The sequence below is a fragment of the Roseateles sp. GW821-FHT03B02 genome, from assembly GCF_059421025.1.
On sequence record NZ_JBWKUV010000002.1, the window covers coordinates 474,556 to 494,839 of the forward strand.

The following is a 20,284-nucleotide window of genomic DNA, read 5'->3' on the forward strand; positions in this document are numbered from 1 at the left end:
GGTCAGCCCTCCACCACAGTGACGGTCGCGCCCGCACCTTCGGCGATGGCCTGCACCGCCTGAGTGGGGCCGATGCTGTCCCACTCGCGATCACCGCCCGCGGGGATGCGCACCGAAGGCGATGCCGTCACCGCCGCCGTGGCGCCAAAGCGAACCCAGATCGCCACGGTTCCGGTGTTCTGGATCAGCAGGTAGCGCCGCGCCGTGTTGGCCGCGATGAGCTGGGCCGAGGCCACGCCCACGGCCGGCGCCGTGTGGGCCATGCTGGCGGTCTGAACCTGCACCGTCGAGCTTATGGCCGACGACACGGCCGGCGCGTTCAGAAACTCTTCGTCGCTGACCACCACGGAAATCGTGTTGGTCGCGCCGCTTCGGTCCTTGAAGGTCAGCGCGTTGAACGGCTTGTCCTTGAAGCCGTCGCCGACGCCCATGGATTCGATGCTTACCCCGCCGTTGTCGGTGGACACGTCCAGCGGACCCAGGCAGGAAATGATGCGCAGGAAGGCGCCGACGATGGGCACGCGCAGCGCCCCGTTGGCCGGGATGTCAAAGCTGTACTTCTTGGCGGTCAGGCTCACTTCGCGACCTTCCAGGCGATGAAGAGGGCACCGATGAGGGCGGCGCCGAGCAGGTAAGGGGTCAGAGCGCCCTGGCCCTTGGCGTCGGCGTAGGCGTTGTCCAGCTGGCGCGACGAGGCCGCGAAGCTGTCCATTGCCGAGCTGGTGGCCGACTTGCCGAACGACAGGGCATCTGTCAGGGCCGACGTGGCTTTGCTCAGCGCGTCGCCGGCCTGGGCGTAGCTGGCCTGCTGGGCCGACTTGGCGAAGCTCAGCGCGTCGCTGATCGAGCCGAAAGCCTTGTCCAGGGCCTTGCCGCCGAAACTGAAGGCGCCCGACTGGGCATCGCCCGCGAAGCCGAAGGACTTGCCCAAGGCCGAGTCGCCGAAGCTCAGCGACTTGCCGAGCATGCTGCCGGCACCGTCCACGGACTTGCCGGCCAGCCCGAGGGCATCGGTGCCGAAGTCGGAGAAGGCGTGCGCCGTGTCCCTGATGGCCGCGAAGCTGCTGCCGATGGCCGCACCGTCCAGGGCGTTCACCGTCGTCGTGGTGTTGCCGCTGTTGGACGTGTTCAGCGTGGACGTGGTGTTGCCGCTGTCGCGCGTCTCGAAGCTGCTGGTGGACGTGGTGTTGCCACTGTCCCGGGTCGTGAACTGCGAGGTGTTGCCCGAGTTCGCCCAGCTGTTGCCGCTGTCGGACGTGTTGAGGACCGAACTCCAGCGGCTGGAGCTGTCCAACACGTTGTCGGAGCCGATGAGGCCGCCGCCCGACGCGTCGGACACCTGACGCTGGTCATAGGCGTTGTTCGTCGTGTTCGACGTGCTGGAGCTGTTGCCGCCGCCAAAGAGGCCCATGGATCACCGAAGGATGAGGAAGCCAGCGGCGCCGAGCAGCAAGAGCCACATCAGCGGGCCGCCGCCTGCCTGGGAGGGAACGCCCGCGCCGAAGGTCGGCACGGTTTCGAAGTAGCCGCCGACCTGGCTGTCCGGCTGCTGGGCCGGCGCACCGAAGCCGCCGGTCTGGGTCAGGCCGCCGGAGCTGCCGCCGCGGGCCGTGCCGCCGCCCGTACTGAGGGTCCAGCCCGATCCATCGAAGCCCAGCCGGGCGGCATTGGCCGCCGAGCTGGTCGCCGTCGATGGCGCGGACAGGTTCAGGTTCAAGGGGACCACGCGGCCCCCTACTTCAGCAGCAGATAGCCGACGACGACGAGGCCAAGGGCCAGCATCGCGGGCGGGAAGACCGGGGCCGGCGCCGTCGAGGCGATGACCACGGGCTTGCCTTCGACGGCCACGCCGTTGGGGCCTTGCACCTGGACTTGCCCGGGCATGTTGACCGCGTAGGCGTCCTCACCGGCCCAGGTCTGATCGTTGACCGCACCGGACAGCAGCGAGACGAAGTTGCGCACGGAGCGCAGCGAGTCCTGCTGCTGGACGACGGCTTGTTGAGTGGCCGCCATGTCGGTCAGTAGGCGCCCAGGCCCAGCAGTTCTTCGGTCTCAATGGTGATCGTCTCACCGGCCGAGAAGGTGGCGTAGAACTGGGCCGAGCGGATGCCGGCACCGGGGCGCGTGTCCCAGATGCGGCCCGTCATCTGGCCGTCCTGCACAGGGTCGAACACCACGAGGTTGGCCTGCGGCACCTTGAAGTTGTCCTTCTGGGCGTTTTCGTTCTGGAGCTTGGTCAGCTCGTGCTCGGTGACGCCCTCGCGCACGGTCTTGATGCCCGTGCAGTTCGCCGAGTAGAGGTAGATACGGCGATAGGCCGAGCCGCCGCCGGCCGGGTCGAGGTGAGGGATCGGGATGGCCAGGGTGCCGGCCGCGCCAACGACGTAGGTGGCGCGGTGGCGACGGACCATCAGGCCGCGGATGCCGGCTTCGCTCGGGTCGGCGGTCGGGGGCGACACGTCGCAGAAGCCCACCAGGGTCGGCGCGGTGGCGCCGCTGATCGTGACTTCCAGGCGCAGGGACGTGATGCCCGAACCGGCAGACAGGTCGATAGCGCCGGCTTGGCGCGCATTGACCGTGACGGCCTTGCGATCCATGAAGTCGATCTTCAGGACCGTCACGTCGGACACGCCGGCGTTGTAGAGGTTCGAGGCGTCGAGGTTGGCGCCCGTGGTCTCGAAGATGATCTTGCCGTTGGCCTTCAGGACCAGCGAGGTAATCATCGACTTCGTGAAGGTCGTACCACCCAGGGTGAGGGTGATCTTCTCCATCACGGAGCCGAGGTATTTGGTCATGTCGCTGACGGCAACGCCGCTGGCAACTACGTTCAGGAACGGATCGAGGACGACTTGCTTTTGCATGGTCGCGTCCCCTTAGATGGCGTCGCCGAGGACGGGCAGCTGACGGGCCACCAGCACGCCGGCAGCGCCCAGGGCCATGGCCTTGACGCGCTGGTCCGGGACAAACTTGTAGATGGCGAAGAGGATGCCGGCGGGCACGGCCAGCTTGGTCAGATCGGAGAGGTTCACGATGCGTTCCTGAGGGGTGTTGGGGGTTGGTCTGCGAACGGTTCGCAGTGGGCTTCCCAGCACCCCTCAGGCGCAAAAACTGCCCCTCAGGGGCGGCCCCTTAGGGGCGTGTTTTGGCGGGCCTCACGGCCGGCTTTTTTTGTGCAAAAGACAACACCCCTGAGGCGATTTCGGCACGGTCGGGCGACTTCTCGCGCCAGTGCAGATCAGGCAGCGTGACCAGTTCCTTAGGGTCCATCCCCCAGGTTTTAAGCTTGGTCGCGCAGCCGTAGCCCAGGCGGCCGACGTGGATGAGGTCGCAGTTGTCGAGGAAGGACTTATCCACCTCTGCGAGACGCTGGCCGATGCCCACGATGGTCAGGGCCTTGCGCTTGCCGCCGTCCACGTAGTCACGGCCGACGTTCACGCACTTGCGCCAGACCGGCGGGGCGCGGTTGGCCTTGGTCACCTCGGGCAGCTCATCCACGACCATGCAGAGGTTTCCTTCACGCCATGCCAGCTCGCAGAAGGCCGCGAACTGCTCATGCACGTCGTGGTCATGGCTGACGAGGTAGCGCGCCGTGAACCGCGGTCGGGTGCAGGCCGCGACGAAGGCGGCCCAGCTCGCGAACCCTTCGCCGAGGTCGGTCAGCGACGGGTCGGACTTGTAGTCCCACACCATCACGCGCGGGCCGCCGTGCTTTCTGATCCATTGCTTTGACCATGCCGTCTTGCCCGTCCCGCGCGCACCGAAGGCGCCCACGGTGAGGGGCTTCACGATGCCGCGGCCGGCGCGTCGGTCGGCATGTCGATAGTGCGGGCATGCTTGTCCACCGCTGCCAGATAGCCCATGCCCAGGGGGATGCAGGCGAAGGCGAAGGCCGCCAGCTCGGGCGAGCTGCCAACCAGGGCCATCAGGGCGCCCATGTGTTTCTCCAGCAGCGGCACCGCGGCTTCGGCCGGCGCGTGCAGCATGTCGTCGGGCCACTCTTCCCGAATCTCGGGCAGGCGCTTCGCGATGGCGGCGCGGGCGATCTTCAGCAGGCCGAGCACGACCTTCTGGACGCCCAGCGCCATGGCGCGGGCAGCGGCTTCGGCCTGGGCCGCTTCGGCCGCCGCCTGGGCTTCCGCCTGGCTGGCGTCGGCGTCTTCTTGCAGGGGGGTGAAGGTGCGCGCCGCGAGGGCGTCGCCGGGGATGGGTTCGGTCATAGCTGGCCCAGCTCGAAGACCGAGCGCGCCGCCTTAGGGGCAGGGCTCGGCGAGGGTTCAGGGGTCGGCGCGGGCTGCCCCTTAGGGGCAGGCTCGGGCGTCGGTTCGGGGGTGCGGCGGGTGACGGTCGCCAGGGCCTTGCGCTCGGCCTCGCTTCCCGCCGGCATGTAGCCGGACAGGTCGCAGGCGTCGCACTCAAACGAGAGCTTGCCCCCGCCGGTCCGGCGGTACATGACCGCCTCGCCGCACGAAGGGCACGCTCCGCGCCCGACCTTTTCGGACACGGTGCGCACCATGGCTTAGAGCGCCTTCAGGTCGGCGCAGGGCACGGCCTCTTCCGTGCCGTCGAGGTCGAACTTCACGACGACGGCGTCGGGGTGTTCCTTCAGGTTGCGCTGCGTGACGATGCCGGCGGTCTCGGCGCGGGCGTGCTCGGGATTGGTGACCTTGACGGGGGTCCAGACTTCAAACATGGGTTTTCCTCAGTAGGTAGACCCCCCGGCCCCCGATTCGTGACGGCCCCGACGATGCCGGAGGCCCACAGGGCGGCAATGCCGCCTTGCTGCTGCGTACAGTTATTGACACGGGTCCAAGGCTGCGCGCGCTTCGCGCTTGCAACACCCAGCACGGCCGCCAGCTGGGCCGTGTTGCGGTCGCCTTGTCCCCAGCACCCACGCGGGCGCCATTGCTTGCGTTCCGATTCGATGATTACCGGGCCGGCCTCGCGGTCCACCACGCCCAGGATGCGCAGCGCGTCGAAGGCGCCGTAACGGCCCTCGCGCCGCTCCTCCAGGCCGGCCAGGGCAATGCGGTAGCCGCGGCCGGTCATGGCGCCGCCCTGGGCTTCCATGTACCGGCGCCAGCACGCGCGCCGGCCGCCGGAGCGGTTGACGGCCTCGCGGGCCTCTTGCACTGCCAGGGAGGCGCTTTGGGCGGCGGGGTATGAAACCCGCCGCAGCTCGCGCCAAACCGTCACCGGGGGCTGCCCGATGGCTTGGAACTGGCGGATGCGATGCTGCGAGGCCCAGGCCTCCACGCGCTTCGCATTGCCTCCGATGGCATCGACCTGGGCGCCCTGCTCTTCGTCGCGGTGGCCCTCAGCTCCGACCGCGCCGTGATCGTCGATACCCTTGCTGATGTACTTGGCGACGTAGCCGGCGGCGCCGCCGTGTTCCATGGCCTTGAAGTTGACGCGGTAGCGCTGGGCGCCCGGTTCGTCGCCTTCGTCCCTCAGCCAATGCTCGCGCATGATGGCCTGGAGCTTGTCGAGCTGGTCAGGCTTGGCCCATAGCAGCATGTGCCAGTGCGGGCACCCGTCCTGATGGGGCTCCGCCACGCGGTAGCCCATCACCGCGACCTTGGCGCGGGCCAGGGCGGCGCGGGTGCGCGCCCAGGTCTTGCAGAGCCAGCGCTGAGCGTCGGCCGGCGTCGAGCCGTCGAACTTCTCGTTTCGGCCGGCGGCCGGGTGGAACCGTGAGGGCGCCGTGTTGGTCGTGAAGAGGCCAGCCAGCCCGCGGGCCGCGGCCCACTCTTCGGCGCCACGAATGCGGGTCATCAGCTCGCCGCGCCGGATGGCTCTATTCGCGACACTGGCATTCACCGCCGCGGCCAGCGTGATCGTGTTCCCGTCCGCGTCTTCAATCTCGGTGCGCTCAAGCATGGCCTGATTCGCGGCGCGCTGGGCGGCATGCCGGCGGGCGGTCTCATCCGTCACGTAGACCTGCTGACCCTTGCCCAGCTCGCCGTCCTGGGCGGCGCGGGCCTCGCGGGCCTGCCCGGCCACGCGGCGCAGCTGTCGGCGCCACCAGAAACGGCAGCATGCCCGCTTCACGCAGGCTTGCAGCTCTTCGGCCGAGGCCATGCAGCTGACGCGCGGCAGCGTGCCCTGTAGGTCTTCCACGGTCGCGGCCAACCATTCGAGGGTGACGGGTTCGCGCAGTTCGCCGATGAGGTGCAGCACCAGGGCCGCGCGCCAGTTCGCGAGGTCGCGAATCTCGGCATCCGGCATGTCTGGAGTGACCCACTGCGAGGCGCGCGGGTGCGCTTCGCCGAGGTCCGGCAGGGCCTTCAGCGCGGCGCGCTTGGCCGCGGCGCGGCGCGGCGCGTCGGCCGTGTCCAGCGCCCAAACGATGGTGCGCAGCGCGTAGCCGGCCCGGCGGGCCGCCCTCACGTCGCTTTCGCTGGCGCCGTGCAGGAACAGGGCGCGGCGCGGGCTCAGATTCCGCACTTCAGTTCCAGGGGATGGTTTTTCAGGCTGCGGCAGCGATGGCGGCAGCGTCGATGAAGTCGGGGGCGCCCACTGGCGCGGTCCACGCCTCATCGCGCATGTGCTCAAAGTCGGCCGACTCTTCTGCCGTGCAGCGGCGCAGCCCGTGGCCGATCAGCTCAATGAGCCGGTCCAGGGCCTCGCGCATGAAGCGGTCGCCGGCTAGGTTGACGGCCGGCTCAACGATGACGGTCCCGCCGTTGCCGGCCCAGCAGTAGCCGGGCGGCGCGTGGGCCTCCAAAACGTCGCTCTCGTCCAGCTCAAGATCGCCGCCGATTGCGTCGAGCGCCATCATCAGGCGCTTGCGACTGAAGCCGGTCAGGGGGTTGCGTTCCATGTGCGTCGCTCGGGGGTGGGAACGACTCACCAGCTCAGCGCGTGAGCCGGCGCGAGGCCCTGGAGCAGCTCTTCCCGCACGCGGGCCATGCTGTCCTGATCCTCGCGGCTGAAGGTGTCCCAGGGCTGGCGGGCGCGGGCGAAGTTGTCGCCCTCGGACCGGGCGCCGAGGTTCAGCAGCACGACGCGGCAGCGGTGGGGGATGGAGGCCCAGGCCTGGGCCTGGGCGCTCACGTTGTTGGCCTTCGCGCGGGCCTCGGCGATGTCGCGCAGGTTGGCGCGGCTTTCGAGGACCGCCAGCTCACGAGGGCTGACGCCGTAGGCCGCCGCCTTCGCAGCGAACGCGAGGCCGGCGGCCTTGTCGGCCAGGGCTTGGGGGATAGGACCGCTCATGATGGCTCCTCAGACGTCGTAGGGATCGCGCTCGGGCGCAATCTCGTGCCGCGCAAGGCCCAGCGCGCGCACGATGTCGGCGACTTGGCCCAAAGTCAGGTTGACCGTGATGGAGAAGATGCCCTCCCCCAGCTTGACGCGGACGGTCGGGGCGCCGGGCACGCGGTCAACGACCAGCGGGCCGCGCTCGGTCTGGATGGTGGCGGGGCTCATTCCCAGCGCCCGACGATGACCAGATTGCCGAAGTCATCGACCACGGCCGGCGCATCGGCCTGGAGCCCGTAGTCCCGCAGCTCCGCGCCGTCCCGGCCGGGAAAGAAGATGCCCATGAGGCCCGAGCGGACTGCCACGCGCCAGGGCGTTCCGGTCGAGTCCCAGGGCTTCCACCAGAACGAACTGATCTTGAACGGCGCAGGGAAGGGACCGCCCTGGCACACGCCGCTGTTGACGCTGCCGCCCATGGTCAGGCCCCGATTTCGCGTTCCAGCATCTCGCGAGCAACCTGCTCGCAGACCTGGGCGTCCTCGGCACGCTTCACAGCGGCGCGGGTCTGCTTGTGCGACTCGAATGCCTTTCTGACGGCCTCCCGTTCCTTGGCCGCCTTGTCGCTGGCCTCGTGGGCCATCTCGCGCAGCATGTCGGACAGGATCAGCGCCTCATGCGGCTTCAGCTCGCGTCCGTTGAAGATGACTGCGGCCGGTGCCGACTTCAGAAACGCGCAGTCGCTGAAGCCGGAGAACTCGATACGGTGCATTGAAACCCCTTGAACCCCCACCCTCCCCGCCTGAGACCCTTAGGGGCACTGCCCGGGCGGAATCGAACCGCTTTGGCTTGCCTCACTGCCCTACCTGGGCGGGCAGTGCCCCTAAGGGTGCTGACCGGACCGGGGAACGGGGGGTTTCGAAGTGACCGGTCAGCGGGCCGGACTATCTCAAGGGGTAAGAGATATCTCAAGCCACACCGAGTATTTACCCCATTGAGACAGTCGGCTTACAGTCAGGTTTCGTAGTGGCTGCGCCACGAAACCGGGGGGTTTCAATGTTTTCTGCTGTCGAACTGATCGACCGTGCGCGAGAGCGCCTAGGGGGCGTTTCGGACTACCGAATTGCCAAGATGCTGGGCATCAACCCTAACTCCATGTCTAACTACCGCTCGGGCCGCTCATTGCCCGAGAACCCAGTCGTGAAGGGCCTTGCAGAGCTTGCAGAGGTCGATTCCGCTGAGGCCGTTTTGCACTGCAACCTGGCCCGCGCACGCACCGAAGCCGAGCGCGAAGTCTGGGAAATGCTGCTGTCGCGCATGTCCAAGCCTGGGAAGGCTAAAAAGGCCCACTGACGGCCCCACCCCCGACATTTTGCCGGGGGCTCAAATCTCGACTTTGCCCAATAGGCATCGGGCATCCAAGGCGGCGCTGGTCATTTGAAACGCTGCACATTGTCGCCGTTACAGGGCTTGGGCTAGCTTTATCGCCCTTAGCGGTACCGCATCGTTCCATGCAGGCAATGCATAGGGTTAACCCTTGTTTGTCATGGTGGAAACCCTAAGATGAAACGGTCAACAACGAAGAAAGGGAAATATATGGAACTGCTGATCGTGACTCTGGCGTTTTCGACTCTCGCCGTCTTTGGCCAGTTGCGCGACGCCGTGGGCGGCAAGTACGGCCAGGACCGCGTCTGAAGCGCCGAACTCCGGCGGGCATGACCAGCCCGCCGACACCTTGAGGGCTGCTTTGCAGCCCTTTTGTTTTTCTGCTCGGGCGGGCAAGGAATGTGAATTTGATATAGCTCGCTGCAAATAATCGATATTTCAGAACTAGCAGCCCCTCCTAAGCTCACGGCCGTTCCTGTAGCAAACACGGCCCATGCGAATCACCAAGCTGACGACCTACCGCCTCGCGCCGCGGTGGATGTTCCTGAAAATCGATACCGACGCCGGCATCAGCGGCTGGGGCGAACCCGTCATCGAGGGCAAGGCGCGCAGCGTCGAGGCCGCCGTTCATGAGTTCGAGCCCTACCTGATCGGCCAGGACCCGTCACGCATCAACGACCTCTGGCAGGTCATGTACCGCGGCGGCTTCTACCGCGGTGGCGCCATCCTGATGAGCGCCATCGCCGGCATCGACCAGGCGCTGTGGGACATCAAGGGCAAGGCGCTGGGCGCGCCCGTTCATGAACTGCTGGGTGGCCTGGTGCGGGACCGGATGAAGGTCTACTCCTGGGTCGGCGGAGACCGTCCGGCCGACGTCATCCGCGACATCAAGCGGCTGCGCGAAGGCGGCTTCGACACCTTCAAGATGAACGGCTCCGAGGAGATGGGCCTCATCGACAGCGCCCGCAAGGTGGACGAGGCGGTGGCCCGCATCGCCGAGATCCGAGAGGCCTTCGGCCACGACATCGAGTTCGGCATTGATTTCCATGGCCGCATCGGCGCCCCGATGGCCAAGGTGATGCTCAAGGCGCTGGAACCCTACCGCCCGCTGTTCGTCGAGGAGCCGGTGCTGGCCGAGCAGGACGAGGTCTATGCCCGCCTGGCCCAGCACACGGCCATCCCGCTGGCGGCCGGCGAGCGCATGTATTCGCGCTTCGAGTTCAAGCGCGTGTTCCAGGCTGGCGGCCTGTCCATCGTGCAGCCCGATCTGTCGCACGCCGGTGGCATCACCGAATGCATGAAGATTGCCTCGATGGCCGAGGCCTACGACGTGGCCCTGGCTCCGCACTGCCCGCTGGGCCCTATCGCGCTGGCGGCCTGCCTGCATGTCGACTTCGTCTCGCACAACGCCGTGCTGCAGGAGCAGAGCATGGGCATCCACTACAACCAGGGCGGCGAGCTGCTGGATTACGTGGTGAACAAGGAAGACTTCCACGTCGAGAACGGCTACATGAAGCCGCTGACCAAGCCGGGCCTGGGCGTGGTGGTGGACGAGGAAAAGGTCATTGCCGCCAGCAAGGTGGCGCCCGACTGGCGCAACCCCCTGTGGCGCCACGCGGACGGGAGCGTCGCCGAATGGTGAGCGACGCCCGCCTCATCGCGCTGGACTGGGGCAGCACGCGGCTGCGTGCCTTCCTGCTGGGGGGTGGTGGCGCCGTGCTGGCGTCGCGCCAGTCCGAACAGGGCGCCTCGACGCTGTCCGGCGAGCCCGCCTTCGCGCAGGCGCTTGCCGCCGTCGTCGAGGGCTGGCCCGCCCTGCCCATGCTGGCCTGCGGCATGGTCGGCAGCCAGCATGGCTGGCGCGAGGCGGCCTACGCGCCCTGCCCGGCCGATGCCGCCGCGCTGGCCGGCCAGGCGCTGCAGGTCAACGACAGGTTCTGGATCCTGCCCGGCTTGATGCACGACGGCGCCCAGCCCGACGTCATGCGCGGCGAGGAGACACAGATCGTCGGCGCGCTGGCCCTGCACCCCGAGCTGGCGGCGCAGGCCTGCCTGGTGTTGCCCGGCACGCATGCCAAGTGGGCGCGCGTCGAGGCCGGCCGGGTGACGGGTTTTGCCACCCACATGACCGGCGAGCTCTATGCGCTGCTGCGCCAGCATTCGGTGCTGGCGCGCTTGATGCCGGCCGACGGCAGCGCCCCGCCCTCCGCTCAGGCCTTCCTGGCCGGCGTGGACGCCGCGCGCCAGGGCGGCGCGCTGGGCCACCAGCTCTTTGCCGTGCGCACGTTGGGCCTGTTCAAGCGGTTGCCGCCCGAGCAGCTGCCCGACTACCTCTCCGGCCTGCTCATCGGCCACGAGATCGCCCACGAGCTGAGAGCTGCCGCACCCGAACGCCTGGCGCTCGTCGGCGACCCGGCGCTGTGCGAGCGCTACGCGCTGGCCCTCGGCCGCTTCGGCATCGCCACGCCGCTGCAACTCGACAACACCGCGCCGGCCGGCCTGTGGCGGCTCGCGCAAACCCTGGGGCTCTGACATGCTCGATCAGGCACTGCAACAACTTCCCCTCGTCGCCATCCTGCGCGGCGTCAAGCCCGATGAGGTCGAGGCCATCGCCGATACCCTCTACACCGAAGGCTTTCGCGTCATCGAGGTGCCGCTGAACTCGCCCCAGGCGCTGGACTCCATCGGCCGCCTGGCCCGCCGCATGCCCGGCGACGCACTCATCGGCGCCGGCACCGTGCTCAGTGCCGATGCCGTGCGCGACGTGCAGATCGCCGGGGGCCGCCTCATCGTCATGCCGCATGCCGACGTGGCCGTCATCCGCGTGGCCAAGGCGCGCGGCATGGCCTGCGTGCCGGGTGCTGCCACGCCGACCGAAGCCTTCGCGGCGCTGCAGGCCGGCGCCGACGCCCTCAAGCTGTTTCCGGCCGAACTGGTCACGCCGCCGGTCGTGAAGGCCATGCGCGCCGTGCTGCCGCGTGAGCTGCGCCTGCTGCCGGTGGGCGGCATCTCGCCCGAGACGATGGCCGTCTACCGCAAGGCGGGTGCCTCCGGATTCGGCCTCGGTTCGGCGCTGTACAGCCCGGGCCTCGGTGCTGTTGAGGTGGGCCGGCGCGCCAACGCCTTCGTGCAGGCCTGGCAGGCGTACTAGCGACCTGCGGACAACAACAACGACAACATCCGGAGACTGCCCATGAACCGCATCCTCACGCTTTGCGCGGGGTTGGCGCTGGCCGCGTTCGGCCCCGCCGCCAGTGCCGACACGGTGCTGAAGCTGGACGCCCGCGCGGCGGCTGCCCCGCCGCAGGTGGGCCACTTGAAGCTGGGCACGGCCCGAGCCCCCGATGGCCAGGCGCTGGCCGTCAACAGCCAGTACCTGCTGCGCGACGGCAGGCCCTGGCTGCCCGTCATGGGCGAATACCACTACAGCCGCGCGCCGGCCGCGCAGTGGGACGCCCAGCTGCGGCTGATGAAGGCCGCGGGCATCGACATCGTGGCCAGCTACGTGTTCTGGAACCACCACCAGGAGCAGCCCGGTGCCTTCGACTGGCAGGGCAACCATGACCTGCGCCGCTTCGTTAAGCTGGCCCAGGCGGCGGGCCTGAAGGTCATCGTGCGCCTGGGGCCGTGGGCGCATGGCGAGGCGCGCTACGGCGGCATTCCGGACTGGGTTGTCGACGCCATGCCCACGCGCAGCAACGACGCGCAGTACCTCGGCCATGTCGAACGCCTGTACGCCGAGATCGGCGCGCAGCTCAAGGGCCTGCTGTGGAAGGACGGCGGCCCCGTCGTCGGCGTGCAGCTGGAGAACGAGTACAACCTGCGCGGCCCGGGCAGGGGCGAGGAGCACATCGGCGCGCTGAAGGCCCTGGCGCTCAAGGCCGGCATGGACGTGCCGCTCTACACGGTCACCGGTTGGGACGGCACGGTCTATCCGTCCGGCGAGGTCACGCCCGTCTTCGGCGGCTACCCCGACGAGCCCTGGGCGACGAGCACGAAGGAACTGGCGCCGAAGGAGACGCACGCCTTCCGCTTCGACACCCGCGTCAGTGGCGACCTTGGCGCGCAGACGCAGTCGCATGCGCCCGGCACGGCCGAAACCGACAAGGACAAGGTGCCCTTCCTCGGCGCGGAATATGGCGCCGGCCTGCCTGCCATGTACCGCCGCCGCACGCTGGTGTCGCCGGACGACATCGCCAGCATGCTGCCCGTGCAGCTCGGTTCGGGCGTGAATCTGCTGGGCTACTACATGTTCCACGGCGGCCGCAACCCGGTCGGCGCGGGCGGCACCGGCCTGGAGGAGAGCTCGCTGAGCGGCGGCTACAACGACACGCCTCGCATCAGCTACGACTTCCAGGCGCCGCTCGGGCCGGACGGCCAGCAGCGCCCGGTGCTGGCCCGGCTGCGCCCCTTCCACTACTTCCTTCGCGACTACGGCGCCGCACTGGCGCCGATGACGGTGCGCCAGCCCGAGCGCACACCCGCCAACCCGGCCGACCTGCAGACGCCGCGCTGGGCTGTCCGCAGCAACGGCGACAGCGCCTTCCTGTTCTTCAACAACCATGTGCGCCAGTACGCCATGCCGGCGCAGGCCGGCGTGCGCTTCGAGGTGCGGCTGCCCGGCGGCACACTGACGCTGCCCAGCACGCCGGTCGACATCCCCGACGGTGCCTACTTCATCTGGCCGATCAACCTCGACCTGGACGGCGTGAAGCTGCGCCACGCCACGGCCCAGCCGGTTGCGCGCATCGACGCTGGCGCACAGGGCATCGTCCACGTGTTCGCCGCCGCAGCCGGCATTCCCGCGGAGTTCGCGCTGGCCGACGGGCTCAGGACGCTGAAGCCGGGCGCCGAACTGCAGCGCATCGGCAGCCGCGACGGCCGCGCCGTCAGCTTGCTGCTGCTGGCACCGGAGCAGGTCGAGCAGCTCAGCGTGCTGGAGATCGCCGGCCGGCGCCGTCTGGTCTTCAGCGAGCAGCAGGCCTGGGTGGGTGCCGACGGCAAGCTTCAGCTGCGCGGCGTCGGCCCGCAAGCGCTGCGCGCCGCCATCTTCCCTGCCCTGCCCCAGCCGCGCGCGGCCGGCCTGCGGGTGAGCCAGGACGGCCTGCTGCAGCGCCTGGAGCTGGACGGCGACAACGCCCAGCCGACGCTACAGGTCAGCCTCACGCGCAAGGCCGGCAACGCGCCAGCCGTGCTGAAGGGAGGCCTCGCCAGGGCAGCTGTGCAGCCCATCCCCGAAGCCTTTGCCGGCGCAGCGACCTGGTCGCTGAAGCTGCCACAACCACTCGCACCCAGGGTCGAGGACGTGCTGCTGGAGCTGGACTTCGTAGGCGACATCGGCCGCGTCTTCGCCGGCACCACCCTGCTGGATGACTGGTACTACAACGGCCAGCGCTGGCAGATCGGCCTGCGGCAGTTCGCGCTGAAGCCGGGTGCCGAGTTGCAGCTCAGCGTGCTGCCGCTGCGCGCCGACGCCCCCATCTACATCGATGCCGCCCACCGCCCCGCTTTCGCCGCCGGCCAGAGCCAGGTTGCGGAGCTGCGCGGCGCCCGGCTGCTCACGGTGCGCCGCGCCGCCATCTCGCCATGACGAGCACAGCCCTCGAACTTGCGCTGCCGCACGGCGCCACGTTGGGCGAAGGCCTGCAGTGGCAGGGCGGCCGCTGGTGGTGGACCGACATCGAGGCCGCCACGCTTCACGCCTGGCGGCCCGGCGAGGCGGCGCCGCTGTCCTGCCGCCTGCCCGACCGGCTGGGCAGCTTCGCCCATTGCCGCTCCGGCCGCGTGCTGCTGGGCCTGGCCAAGCGCCTGGCACTGGCCACGCTGGGCGAAGAGCTGGAGCCGGGCCAGCTGCAGACGCTGGCGCCGGTGGACGCTGCCGAGCCCCGCACCCGCGTCAACGACGGCCGCACCGACCGCAGCGGACGCTTCGTGTTCGGCACCTTGAACGAGGCCAGGGAGCGCCGCGCCATCGGCAGCTTCTACCAGTACTCGATGCCGCACGGCCTGCGCCGCCTGGCCTTGCCGGCCGTGGCCATCGCCAACAGCATCTGCTTCAGCCTGGACGGCCGCACGATGTACTTCTGCGACACGCTGACCCAGCGCATCCAGCAGTGCGACTACGACGCTGCGGACGCCCAGGTCGACAACATCCGCCTGTTCACGCAGATGGACCGTGCGGATGCCTGGCCGGATGGCTCGGTCATCGATGCCGAAGGCTGCCTGTGGAACGCCCAATGGGGGGCGGGCCGTGTGGCACGCTACGACCCTTCGGGCGCGCTGATGGGCGTGTTCACCGCCCAGGCTGCCCACACGACCTGCCCTGCCATCGGTGGCGAGGGCATGGACCAGTTGATGCTCACCTCCGCCCGCGCGGAGCTGGGCCGCGATGCACTGGCCGCACAGCCACTGTCCGGCAGCCTGTTCGGGCTGCGCCTGCCCAGGGCTCTGGGCGTGGCCGACGCCCTGTTTGAAGACTGAGAAGGAGACAACCATGAAGATTCAAAGACGCGCCGCTCTCGCCCTGGCCCTGCTGGCCGCGCCCTTCGCGCTGCAGGCCGCCGAACCGGTCAAGGTCGGTTTCCTCGTCAAGCAGGCCGAGGAGCCCTGGTTCCAGGACGAATGGCGCTACGCCGAACAGGCCGCCAAGGACAAGGGGTTCACCCTCGTGAAGATCGGCATCCCCAACGGCGAGAAGATGATGGCCGCCATCGACAATCTGGCCGCGCAGAAGGCGATCGGCTTCGTCATCTGCGCGCCCGATGTGAAGCTGGGCGTGGCCGTCAACCGCGCCGCCAAGCGCCACAACCTCAAGGTCATGTCGGTGGACGACCAGCTCGTCGACGGCGCCGGCAAGCCCATCGCCGACATCCCCCACATGGGCATCTCGGGCTACGAGATCGGCAAGCAGGTCGGTGCTGGCTTGCTCGCCGAGGTCAAGGCGCGTGGCTGGAAGCTCGACGAGGTCGGCGTGCTGCGCGTGGCTTTTGATCAATTGCCCACCGCCAGGGACCGCACCATGGGCGCCGTGGATGCGCTCAAGGCCGCCGGCGTGCCCGCCGCCAACGTGGTGGATGCGCCGCAGGCCAAGACCGACACCGAGAGCGCCTTCAACGCCGCCAACATCGCCTTCACGAAGAACGCCAAGTTCAAGCGCTGGGTGGCCTTCGGCCTCAACGACGAGGCGGCCCTCGGCGCCGTCCGCGCGGCGGAAGGCCGCGGCATCAAGCAGGACGCCATGCTGGCCATCGGCATCGGCGGCAGCCAGACGGCGCTCAACGAGTTCACCAAGCCCACGCCGACCGCCTTCTACGGCACGGTGCTGATCAGCCCCAGGCGCCACGGCTATGAGACCGCCGTGGCCGTCTACGAGTGGGCCACGGCCGGCAAGGCGCCAGCGCCCGTCACGCTGACGGCCGGCACGCTGATGACGCGCCAGAACCAGGCCGAACTGCGCAAGCAGATGGGCCTCTGACATGGCTTCCCTGCAGTTCGACAACATCAGCAAGCATTTCCCCGGCGTCAAAGCGTTGAACGGGGTCAGCTTCGAGGCGCGCCCCGGCCAGGTGATGGGCCTGCTCGGCGAGAACGGCGCCGGCAAGAGCACGCTGCTGAAGATCCTTGGCGGCCAGTACAGGCCCGACGGCGGCCGCCTGCTGCTGGACGGGCAGGAGCGCCACTTCACGTCGGCGGGCGACGCCATTGCCGCCGGCGTGGCCATCATTCACCAGGAGCTGCAGTACGTGGCCGAGCTGACGGTCGCGGAGAACGTGCTGCTGGGTCGGCTGCCCACGCGCTTCGGCTTGGTCGACCACAAGGCCGCACGCCGGCTGGTGGCCGCGCAGCTGGTATCCATAGGCGTGGAGCTGGACCCGGCCGCGCGGCTGTCGGAGCTGTCCATCGCCCAGCGCCAGATGGTGGAGATCTGCAAGGCCGTCATGCAGGACGCCAAGGTCATCGCGTTTGATGAGCCCACCAGCAGCCTGTCGCATCGCGAGACGGAGATCCTGTTCAAGCTCGTCAAGCGCCTGCGTTCCGAGGGCCGCACGCTGATCTACATCTCGCACCGGCTGGAAGAGCTGTACGAGCTGTGCGACGCCTGCACCATCTTCCGCGACGGCCGCAGGATCGTGACTCACGAGTTGATGGCCGAGGTGCCGCGCGAGCGGCTGATTGCGGACATGGTGGGCCGCGAGCTGCAGGACATCTACGACTACCGCGCGCGCCAGCAGGGCCCCGTCCGCCTTGAAGCCCGCGGCCTGCACAGCGCGCGTCTGCCCGAGCCGCTGAGTTTTGGCGTGCGCGGCGGCGAGGTGCTGGGGTTCTTCGGCCTGGTGGGCGCCGGCCGCAGCGAGCTGATGCGCCTGCTCTACGGCGCCGACGCGCGCCGTGGTGGCGAGGTGCTGCTGGATGGCAGATCAGTCGCCGCCCGAAGCCCGGCCGACGCGATCGCCGCCGGCATCGTGCTGTGCCCCGAGGACCGCAAGGAGCAGGGCATCCTGGCGCACTCTTCCGTGGCCGAGAACATCAACATCAGCTGCCGCCGCCATGGCCTGGCGGGCGGCGTCTTCCTGCGCCACGCCCAGGAGGCCCAGCGCGCCGACGACTTCATCCGCAAGCTGCGTGTCAAGACGCCCAGCCGAGAGCAGGAGATCCGTCTGCTGTCGGGCGGCAACCAGCAAAAGGTCATCCTGGCGCGCTGGCTGGCCGAGCCGGGCCTCAAGGTGCTCATCCTCGACGAGCCGACGCGCGGGATCGACGTCGGCGCCAAGAACGAGATCTACAAGATCATCCACGACGTGGCGGCCACGGGCTGCTGCGTCATCGTCATCTCCAGCGAACTGCCCGAGGTGCTGGGCATCTCAGACCGCCTCATCGTCATGCGCGACGGCCGCATCAGCGGCGAGCTGGCCCGTGCCGATGCCAACGAGACCGCCGCACTCGCGCTGGCCCTGCCCGACGGGGCGCCTGCCGCAGCCCTTCATTGATCATGAACACGACTACTCTTTCTCGACGCCCCGCCATGTCCACCACGTCCCGCGCCCTGCTCAAGGAACACAGCATGACGCTGGGCTACGCGCTGCTGTTCGTCGTGCTGGCCTTCTCGGTGGAGAACTTCTTCTCCGGCGCCAACATCGTCGGCCTGCTGCTGTCGGTCGCGCAGATCGGCATGGTGGCCTGCACCATGATGCTGTGCCTGGCCTCGCGGGACTTCGACCTCTCCGTGGGTTCTACGATCGCCTTCGCCGGCGTGCTGGGCGCCATGGTCCTGGAGCGCACCGGCAGCGTCGGCCTGGCCATCGGCAGCGGCCTGCTCGCCGGCGCGCTGATCGGCGCGGGCAACGGCGTGCTCATCGCCTACCTTCGCGTCAATGCGCTGATCGCCACGCTGGCCACCATGCTGATGGTGCGCGGCCTGGCCTTCATCGCCTCCAAGGGCCAGGCCGTGGGCATCGCCGACGAGGGCTTCATCTCCTTCGGCGACACCACATTCATGAACCTGCCGCTGCCGATCTGGATGACCGCGCTGTGCTTCGTCATCTTCGGCGTGCTCCTCAACCACACGGTGTTCGGCCGCAACACGCTGGCCATCGGCGGCAACCCCGAGGCCGCGCGCCTGGCCGGCGTGCGCGTGGAGCGGCTGCGCGTGTGGATCTTCCTGCTGCAAGGCGTCGTCACGGCGCTGGCGGGGTTGATCCTGTCGGCCCGCATCACCAGCGGCCAGCCCAACGCGGCCACCGGCTTCGAGCTGGACGTCATCTCCGCCTGCGTGCTGGGCGGCGTGTCGCTGCAGGGCGGCAAGGCGCGCATTTTCGGCGTCGTCATCGGCGTGCTCATCATGGGCACCGTCGAGAACGTCATGAACCTGCTGAACGTCGATGCGTTCTACCAGTACCTGGTGCGCGGCCTCATCCTGCTGGCCGCCGTGCTGCTGGACCAGCTGAAGACGCGAGGCGAGCGCCGTGGCTGATCGACTGCAAGGCAAGGTCGCGCTGGTGACCGGTTCCACCCAGGGCATCGGCAAGGCCGTGGCCCGGCTCTTCGTCGCCGAGGGGGCCAAGGTCATCCTGAACGGCCTGGCGGCCGATGAAGCGCTGGGCGCAGCCCTGGTGCATGAGCTGGGCGAAGACAACGCGCTGTTCATCGCCGCCGACATCGCCGACGAAGCCGCCGTGCGCGCCATGGCGGCCCGTGGCGCTGAGCGCTTTGGTGCCATCGACGTGCTGATCAACAACGCCGGCATGGATGTGTTCACCGAGCCGCTGGCCATGACGACGGCGCAGTGGCAGCGCTGCTTCGCGGTGGACCTGGACGGCGCCATGCACTGTAGCCGCGCCGTGCTGCCCGGCATGCTGGCGCAAGGCGGCGGCAGCATCGTCAACGTCGCCTCCGTCCACGGCCACCGCATCATCCCCAATGCATTCCCCTATCCCGTCGCCAAGCATGCGCTGATCGGCATGACCAAGGCGCTGGGCATCCAGTACGCTGCGCACAACATCCGCGTCAACTCCATCTCTCCGGGGCTGATCCTGTCGGAGCGTGTCGTCGAATGGCTGGCCAGTGATCCGGAAGCGGCCCGGCGCCAGGTCGAACTGCTGCCCCCGAAGCGCGTCGGCGAGCCCATCGAGGTTGCCTACACTGCCCTCTTCCTCGCCAGCGACGAAGCCCGCTTCATCAACGCCACCGACATCCTCATCGATGGCGGCCGCTCCCAGCTCTATCACGAATGACCGACCCGCGCTCGGATCGCTTCGTCCGCTCCCACCTCAAGACGCGCCAGCTCGTGCTGCTGGTGGAACTGGGGCGGCACGGCTCGATCCTGCATGCCGCCCAGGCCGCCAACCTGACGCAGCCGGCTGCCTCCAAGCTGCTGGCCGACCTGGAGCACGCCCTGGGCGTCAAGCTCTTCGAACGCCTGCCGCGCGGCGTGGCGCCGACCTGGTATGGCGAGGTCATGATCCGCCGCGCCGGGGCGGCACTGGCCGAGCTGGATGCCGGCCACCAGGAGGTCATGGAACTGCTGTCGGGCCTGTCCGGCCGCGTGGCCGTCGGCGCCGTGCTGACGCCCTCCACGACGCTGCTGCCCGCCGCCATCACGGTCTTGAAGGCCCGCCAGCCGCGCGTGCATGTGGCCGTGTCGGTGGACACCAGCAAGATACTCATCCAGCACCTGCAGAACGGCGAGCTCGATCTCGTCATCGGTCGCGTGCTGGACAGCGAGTCCGCCGCCCAGCTCAGCTTCGAGCCGCTGACCGACGAGCCGCACAGCCTCGTCGTGCGCGCCGGCCACCCGCTGGCGGGCCGCAGCGACCTGAGCCTGCCCGAGCTAGCTCGCCAGAGCTGGATATTGCCGCCCGGCGGCAGCATCCTGCGCGACCGCCTGACCGCCCTTTTCCTCTCGGCCGGGCTGGATCAGCCCCAGCAGACCGTCGAGACGTTGTCCCTGCCCGTCATCACCAGCCTGCTGGGCCAGTCTGACATGGTGTCCGCTCTGCCGCAGGAACTGGTCAAGCCCTATCTGGCCGCCGGCCTGCTGGCCGTGCTGGATTTCGACCTCGGCCTGCGCATGGACGCCTACGGCATCGTCACCCGCCGCGGCCACCAGCTTTCGCCGGGCGCGGAGCTCATGCTGGCCTGCCTGCGCGAAGAGGCGGCCCGCCGCCACCTGGGCGGACACTGAGAGGGCTGGCGGCTATCCTTGGCC

The 20,284-nt window shown here is 68.9% G+C and carries 26 protein-coding genes; 11 read left to right on the plus strand and 15 right to left on the minus strand.

The features are described 5' to 3' along the window. Nucleotides 1-2: 2 nt before the first annotated feature. The 15 genes from AC07VX_RS08490 to AC07VX_RS08560 all read right to left on the minus strand — a co-directional run bounded on the left by AC07VX_RS08490 (nucleotide 3) and on the right by AC07VX_RS08560 (nucleotide 7,966). Entirely contained in the window at nucleotides 3-578 is a 576-nt protein-coding gene (locus AC07VX_RS08490) for a hypothetical protein (RefSeq protein ID WP_493164266.1), read from the minus strand. Next, the gene (locus AC07VX_RS08495; protein ID WP_493164267.1) at nucleotides 575-1,411 is read right to left on the minus strand and encodes a hypothetical protein; all 837 of its coding nucleotides are present in this window, start codon (nucleotides 1,409-1,411) and stop codon (nucleotides 575-577) included. Before AC07VX_RS08495 ends, AC07VX_RS08490 begins: the two co-directional genes overlap by 4 nt. Nucleotides 1,412-1,414: 3 nt before the next feature. Next, nucleotides 1,415-1,726, minus strand: a complete 312-nt coding sequence (locus AC07VX_RS08500) for a hypothetical protein (protein ID WP_493164268.1) — start codon at nucleotides 1,724-1,726, stop codon at nucleotides 1,415-1,417. A gap of 8 nt (nucleotides 1,727-1,734) precedes the next feature. Beyond that, nucleotides 1,735-2,013 carry a hypothetical protein gene (locus tag AC07VX_RS08505; RefSeq protein WP_493164269.1) on the minus strand — a complete coding sequence of 93 codons (279 nt, stop codon included), beginning with the start codon at nucleotides 2,011-2,013 and terminating at the stop codon, nucleotides 1,735-1,737. Between the two features lie 5 nt (nucleotides 2,014-2,018). Further along, nucleotides 2,019-2,861: a major capsid protein P2 gene (locus AC07VX_RS08510; RefSeq protein ID WP_493164270.1), complete on the minus strand. Its 843-nt coding sequence runs from the start codon at nucleotides 2,859-2,861 to the stop codon at nucleotides 2,019-2,021. 12 nt (nucleotides 2,862-2,873) lie between these two features. Then, a complete protein-coding gene (locus AC07VX_RS08515) occupies nucleotides 2,874-3,029 on the minus strand; it encodes a hypothetical protein (protein ID WP_493164271.1) in 156 nt (51 codons plus the stop codon). A 100-nt stretch (nucleotides 3,030-3,129) separates the two neighbouring features. Then, nucleotides 3,130-3,771, minus strand: a complete 642-nt coding sequence (locus tag AC07VX_RS08520; RefSeq protein ID WP_493164272.1) for a hypothetical protein — start codon at nucleotides 3,769-3,771, stop codon at nucleotides 3,130-3,132. Nucleotides 3,772-3,782: 11 nt separating this feature from the next. Beyond that, nucleotides 3,783-4,217 (minus strand): hypothetical protein, encoded by a 435-nt coding sequence (locus AC07VX_RS08525; RefSeq protein ID WP_493164273.1) that lies wholly within the window; start codon nucleotides 4,215-4,217, stop codon nucleotides 3,783-3,785. Beyond that, complete coding sequence (locus AC07VX_RS08530) at nucleotides 4,214-4,513, minus strand: hypothetical protein (RefSeq protein ID WP_493183881.1); 300 nt, start codon at nucleotides 4,511-4,513, stop codon at nucleotides 4,214-4,216. Before AC07VX_RS08530 ends, AC07VX_RS08525 begins: the two co-directional genes overlap by 4 nt. A gap of 89 nt (nucleotides 4,514-4,602) precedes the next feature. Then, on the minus strand, nucleotides 4,603-6,387 hold the full coding sequence (locus AC07VX_RS08535; protein WP_493164274.1) for a replication endonuclease: 1,785 nt from the start codon (nucleotides 6,385-6,387) through the stop codon (nucleotides 4,603-4,605). Nucleotides 6,388-6,466: 79 nt separating this feature from the next. After that, nucleotides 6,467-6,820, minus strand: a complete 354-nt coding sequence (locus AC07VX_RS08540; protein WP_493164275.1) for a hypothetical protein — start codon at nucleotides 6,818-6,820, stop codon at nucleotides 6,467-6,469. Between the two features lie 26 nt (nucleotides 6,821-6,846). Further along, nucleotides 6,847-7,212 (minus strand): hypothetical protein, encoded by a 366-nt coding sequence (locus AC07VX_RS08545; RefSeq protein WP_493164276.1) that lies wholly within the window; start codon nucleotides 7,210-7,212, stop codon nucleotides 6,847-6,849. Nucleotides 7,213-7,221: 9 nt separating this feature from the next. Further along, nucleotides 7,222-7,425 (minus strand): hypothetical protein, encoded by a 204-nt coding sequence (locus AC07VX_RS08550; RefSeq protein ID WP_493164277.1) that lies wholly within the window; start codon nucleotides 7,423-7,425, stop codon nucleotides 7,222-7,224. Further along, nucleotides 7,422-7,673: a hypothetical protein gene (locus AC07VX_RS08555; protein ID WP_493164278.1), complete on the minus strand. Its 252-nt coding sequence runs from the start codon at nucleotides 7,671-7,673 to the stop codon at nucleotides 7,422-7,424. The genes AC07VX_RS08550 and AC07VX_RS08555 overlap by 4 nt, the downstream gene beginning before the upstream one ends. Nucleotides 7,674-7,675: 2 nt before the next feature. After that, nucleotides 7,676-7,966 (minus strand): hypothetical protein, encoded by a 291-nt coding sequence (locus tag AC07VX_RS08560; RefSeq protein WP_493164279.1) that lies wholly within the window; start codon nucleotides 7,964-7,966, stop codon nucleotides 7,676-7,678. Between the two features lie 284 nt (nucleotides 7,967-8,250). Between AC07VX_RS08560 and AC07VX_RS08565 the strand changes: the two genes are divergently transcribed. The 11 genes from AC07VX_RS08565 to AC07VX_RS08615 all read left to right on the plus strand — a co-directional run bounded on the left by AC07VX_RS08565 (nucleotide 8,251) and on the right by AC07VX_RS08615 (nucleotide 20,260). Next, a complete protein-coding gene (locus AC07VX_RS08565) occupies nucleotides 8,251-8,547 on the plus strand; it encodes a hypothetical protein (RefSeq protein WP_493164280.1) in 297 nt (98 codons plus the stop codon). A gap of 526 nt (nucleotides 8,548-9,073) precedes the next feature. Then, complete coding sequence (dgoD, locus tag AC07VX_RS08570) at nucleotides 9,074-10,222, plus strand: galactonate dehydratase (RefSeq protein ID WP_493164281.1); 1,149 nt, start codon at nucleotides 9,074-9,076, stop codon at nucleotides 10,220-10,222. Next, complete coding sequence (locus AC07VX_RS08575; RefSeq protein ID WP_493164282.1) at nucleotides 10,216-11,112, plus strand: 2-dehydro-3-deoxygalactonokinase; 897 nt, start codon at nucleotides 10,216-10,218, stop codon at nucleotides 11,110-11,112. Before dgoD ends, AC07VX_RS08575 begins: the two co-directional genes overlap by 7 nt. 1 nt (nucleotide 11,113) lies before the next feature. Beyond that, nucleotides 11,114-11,731, plus strand: coding sequence for a 2-dehydro-3-deoxy-6-phosphogalactonate aldolase (locus tag AC07VX_RS08580; RefSeq protein ID WP_493164283.1), 618 nt, complete (start codon nucleotides 11,114-11,116; stop codon nucleotides 11,729-11,731). A gap of 42 nt (nucleotides 11,732-11,773) precedes the next feature. Then, nucleotides 11,774-14,170: a beta-galactosidase gene (locus AC07VX_RS08585; protein ID WP_493164284.1), complete on the plus strand. Its 2,397-nt coding sequence runs from the start codon at nucleotides 11,774-11,776 to the stop codon at nucleotides 14,168-14,170. After that, the gene (locus AC07VX_RS08590) at nucleotides 14,167-15,060 is read left to right on the plus strand and encodes an SMP-30/gluconolactonase/LRE family protein (RefSeq protein ID WP_493164285.1); all 894 of its coding nucleotides are present in this window, start codon (nucleotides 14,167-14,169) and stop codon (nucleotides 15,058-15,060) included. Before AC07VX_RS08585 ends, AC07VX_RS08590 begins: the two co-directional genes overlap by 4 nt. Nucleotides 15,061-15,073: 13 nt before the next feature. Continuing rightward, on the plus strand, nucleotides 15,074-16,054 hold the full coding sequence (locus AC07VX_RS08595) for an arabinose ABC transporter substrate-binding protein (protein ID WP_493164286.1): 981 nt from the start codon (nucleotides 15,074-15,076) through the stop codon (nucleotides 16,052-16,054). Between the two features lies 1 nt (nucleotide 16,055). Further along, nucleotides 16,056-17,567 (plus strand): L-arabinose ABC transporter ATP-binding protein AraG, encoded by a 1,512-nt coding sequence (gene araG, locus AC07VX_RS08600; protein ID WP_493164287.1) that lies wholly within the window; start codon nucleotides 16,056-16,058, stop codon nucleotides 17,565-17,567. Nucleotides 17,568-17,602: 35 nt separating this feature from the next. Next, a complete protein-coding gene (gene araH, locus AC07VX_RS08605; RefSeq protein ID WP_493164288.1) occupies nucleotides 17,603-18,550 on the plus strand; it encodes an L-arabinose ABC transporter permease AraH in 948 nt (315 codons plus the stop codon). Further along, complete coding sequence (locus AC07VX_RS08610; protein ID WP_493164289.1) at nucleotides 18,543-19,310, plus strand: SDR family oxidoreductase; 768 nt, start codon at nucleotides 18,543-18,545, stop codon at nucleotides 19,308-19,310. Before araH ends, AC07VX_RS08610 begins: the two co-directional genes overlap by 8 nt. Beyond that, on the plus strand, nucleotides 19,307-20,260 hold the full coding sequence (locus AC07VX_RS08615; protein ID WP_493164290.1) for a LysR family transcriptional regulator: 954 nt from the start codon (nucleotides 19,307-19,309) through the stop codon (nucleotides 20,258-20,260). The genes AC07VX_RS08610 and AC07VX_RS08615 overlap by 4 nt, the downstream gene beginning before the upstream one ends. Nucleotides 20,261-20,284 lie beyond the last annotated feature (24 nt).

What these genes read in the sequence shown, in the direction of transcription:
- AC07VX_RS08505 (WP_493164269.1), bottom strand. Translation starts at nt 2,013, where the DNA reads ATGGCGGCCACTCAACAAGCCGTCGTCCAGCAGCAGGACTCGCTGCGC.
- araH (WP_493164288.1), top strand. Translation starts at nt 17,603, where the DNA reads ATGTCCACCACGTCCCGCGCCCTGCTCAAGGAACACAGCATGACGCTG.
- AC07VX_RS08550 (WP_493164277.1), bottom strand. Translation starts at nt 7,425, where the DNA reads ATGAGCCCCGCCACCATCCAGACCGAGCGCGGCCCGCTGGTCGTTGAC.
- dgoD (WP_493164281.1), top strand. Translation starts at nt 9,074, where the DNA reads ATGCGAATCACCAAGCTGACGACCTACCGCCTCGCGCCGCGGTGGATG.
- araG (WP_493164287.1), top strand. Translation starts at nt 16,056, where the DNA reads ATGGCTTCCCTGCAGTTCGACAACATCAGCAAGCATTTCCCCGGCGTC.
- AC07VX_RS08530 (WP_493183881.1), bottom strand. Translation starts at nt 4,513, where the DNA reads ATGGTGCGCACCGTGTCCGAAAAGGTCGGGCGCGGAGCGTGCCCTTCG.
- AC07VX_RS08595 (WP_493164286.1), top strand. Translation starts at nt 15,074, where the DNA reads ATGAAGATTCAAAGACGCGCCGCTCTCGCCCTGGCCCTGCTGGCCGCG.
- AC07VX_RS08580 (WP_493164283.1), top strand. Translation starts at nt 11,114, where the DNA reads ATGCTCGATCAGGCACTGCAACAACTTCCCCTCGTCGCCATCCTGCGC.
- AC07VX_RS08560 (WP_493164279.1), bottom strand. Translation starts at nt 7,966, where the DNA reads ATGCACCGTATCGAGTTCTCCGGCTTCAGCGACTGCGCGTTTCTGAAG.
- AC07VX_RS08585 (WP_493164284.1), top strand. Translation starts at nt 11,774, where the DNA reads ATGAACCGCATCCTCACGCTTTGCGCGGGGTTGGCGCTGGCCGCGTTC.
- AC07VX_RS08525 (WP_493164273.1), bottom strand. Translation starts at nt 4,217, where the DNA reads ATGACCGAACCCATCCCCGGCGACGCCCTCGCGGCGCGCACCTTCACC.
- AC07VX_RS08615 (WP_493164290.1), top strand. Translation starts at nt 19,307, where the DNA reads ATGACCGACCCGCGCTCGGATCGCTTCGTCCGCTCCCACCTCAAGACG.
- AC07VX_RS08495 (WP_493164267.1), bottom strand. Translation starts at nt 1,411, where the DNA reads ATGGGCCTCTTTGGCGGCGGCAACAGCTCCAGCACGTCGAACACGACG.
- AC07VX_RS08575 (WP_493164282.1), top strand. Translation starts at nt 10,216, where the DNA reads ATGGTGAGCGACGCCCGCCTCATCGCGCTGGACTGGGGCAGCACGCGG.
- AC07VX_RS08565 (WP_493164280.1), top strand. Translation starts at nt 8,251, where the DNA reads ATGTTTTCTGCTGTCGAACTGATCGACCGTGCGCGAGAGCGCCTAGGG.
- AC07VX_RS08545 (WP_493164276.1), bottom strand. Translation starts at nt 7,212, where the DNA reads ATGAGCGGTCCTATCCCCCAAGCCCTGGCCGACAAGGCCGCCGGCCTC.
- AC07VX_RS08555 (WP_493164278.1), bottom strand. Translation starts at nt 7,673, where the DNA reads ATGGGCGGCAGCGTCAACAGCGGCGTGTGCCAGGGCGGTCCCTTCCCT.
- AC07VX_RS08540 (WP_493164275.1), bottom strand. Translation starts at nt 6,820, where the DNA reads ATGGAACGCAACCCCCTGACCGGCTTCAGTCGCAAGCGCCTGATGATG.
- AC07VX_RS08590 (WP_493164285.1), top strand. Translation starts at nt 14,167, where the DNA reads ATGACGAGCACAGCCCTCGAACTTGCGCTGCCGCACGGCGCCACGTTG.
- AC07VX_RS08510 (WP_493164270.1), bottom strand. Translation starts at nt 2,861, where the DNA reads ATGCAAAAGCAAGTCGTCCTCGATCCGTTCCTGAACGTAGTTGCCAGC.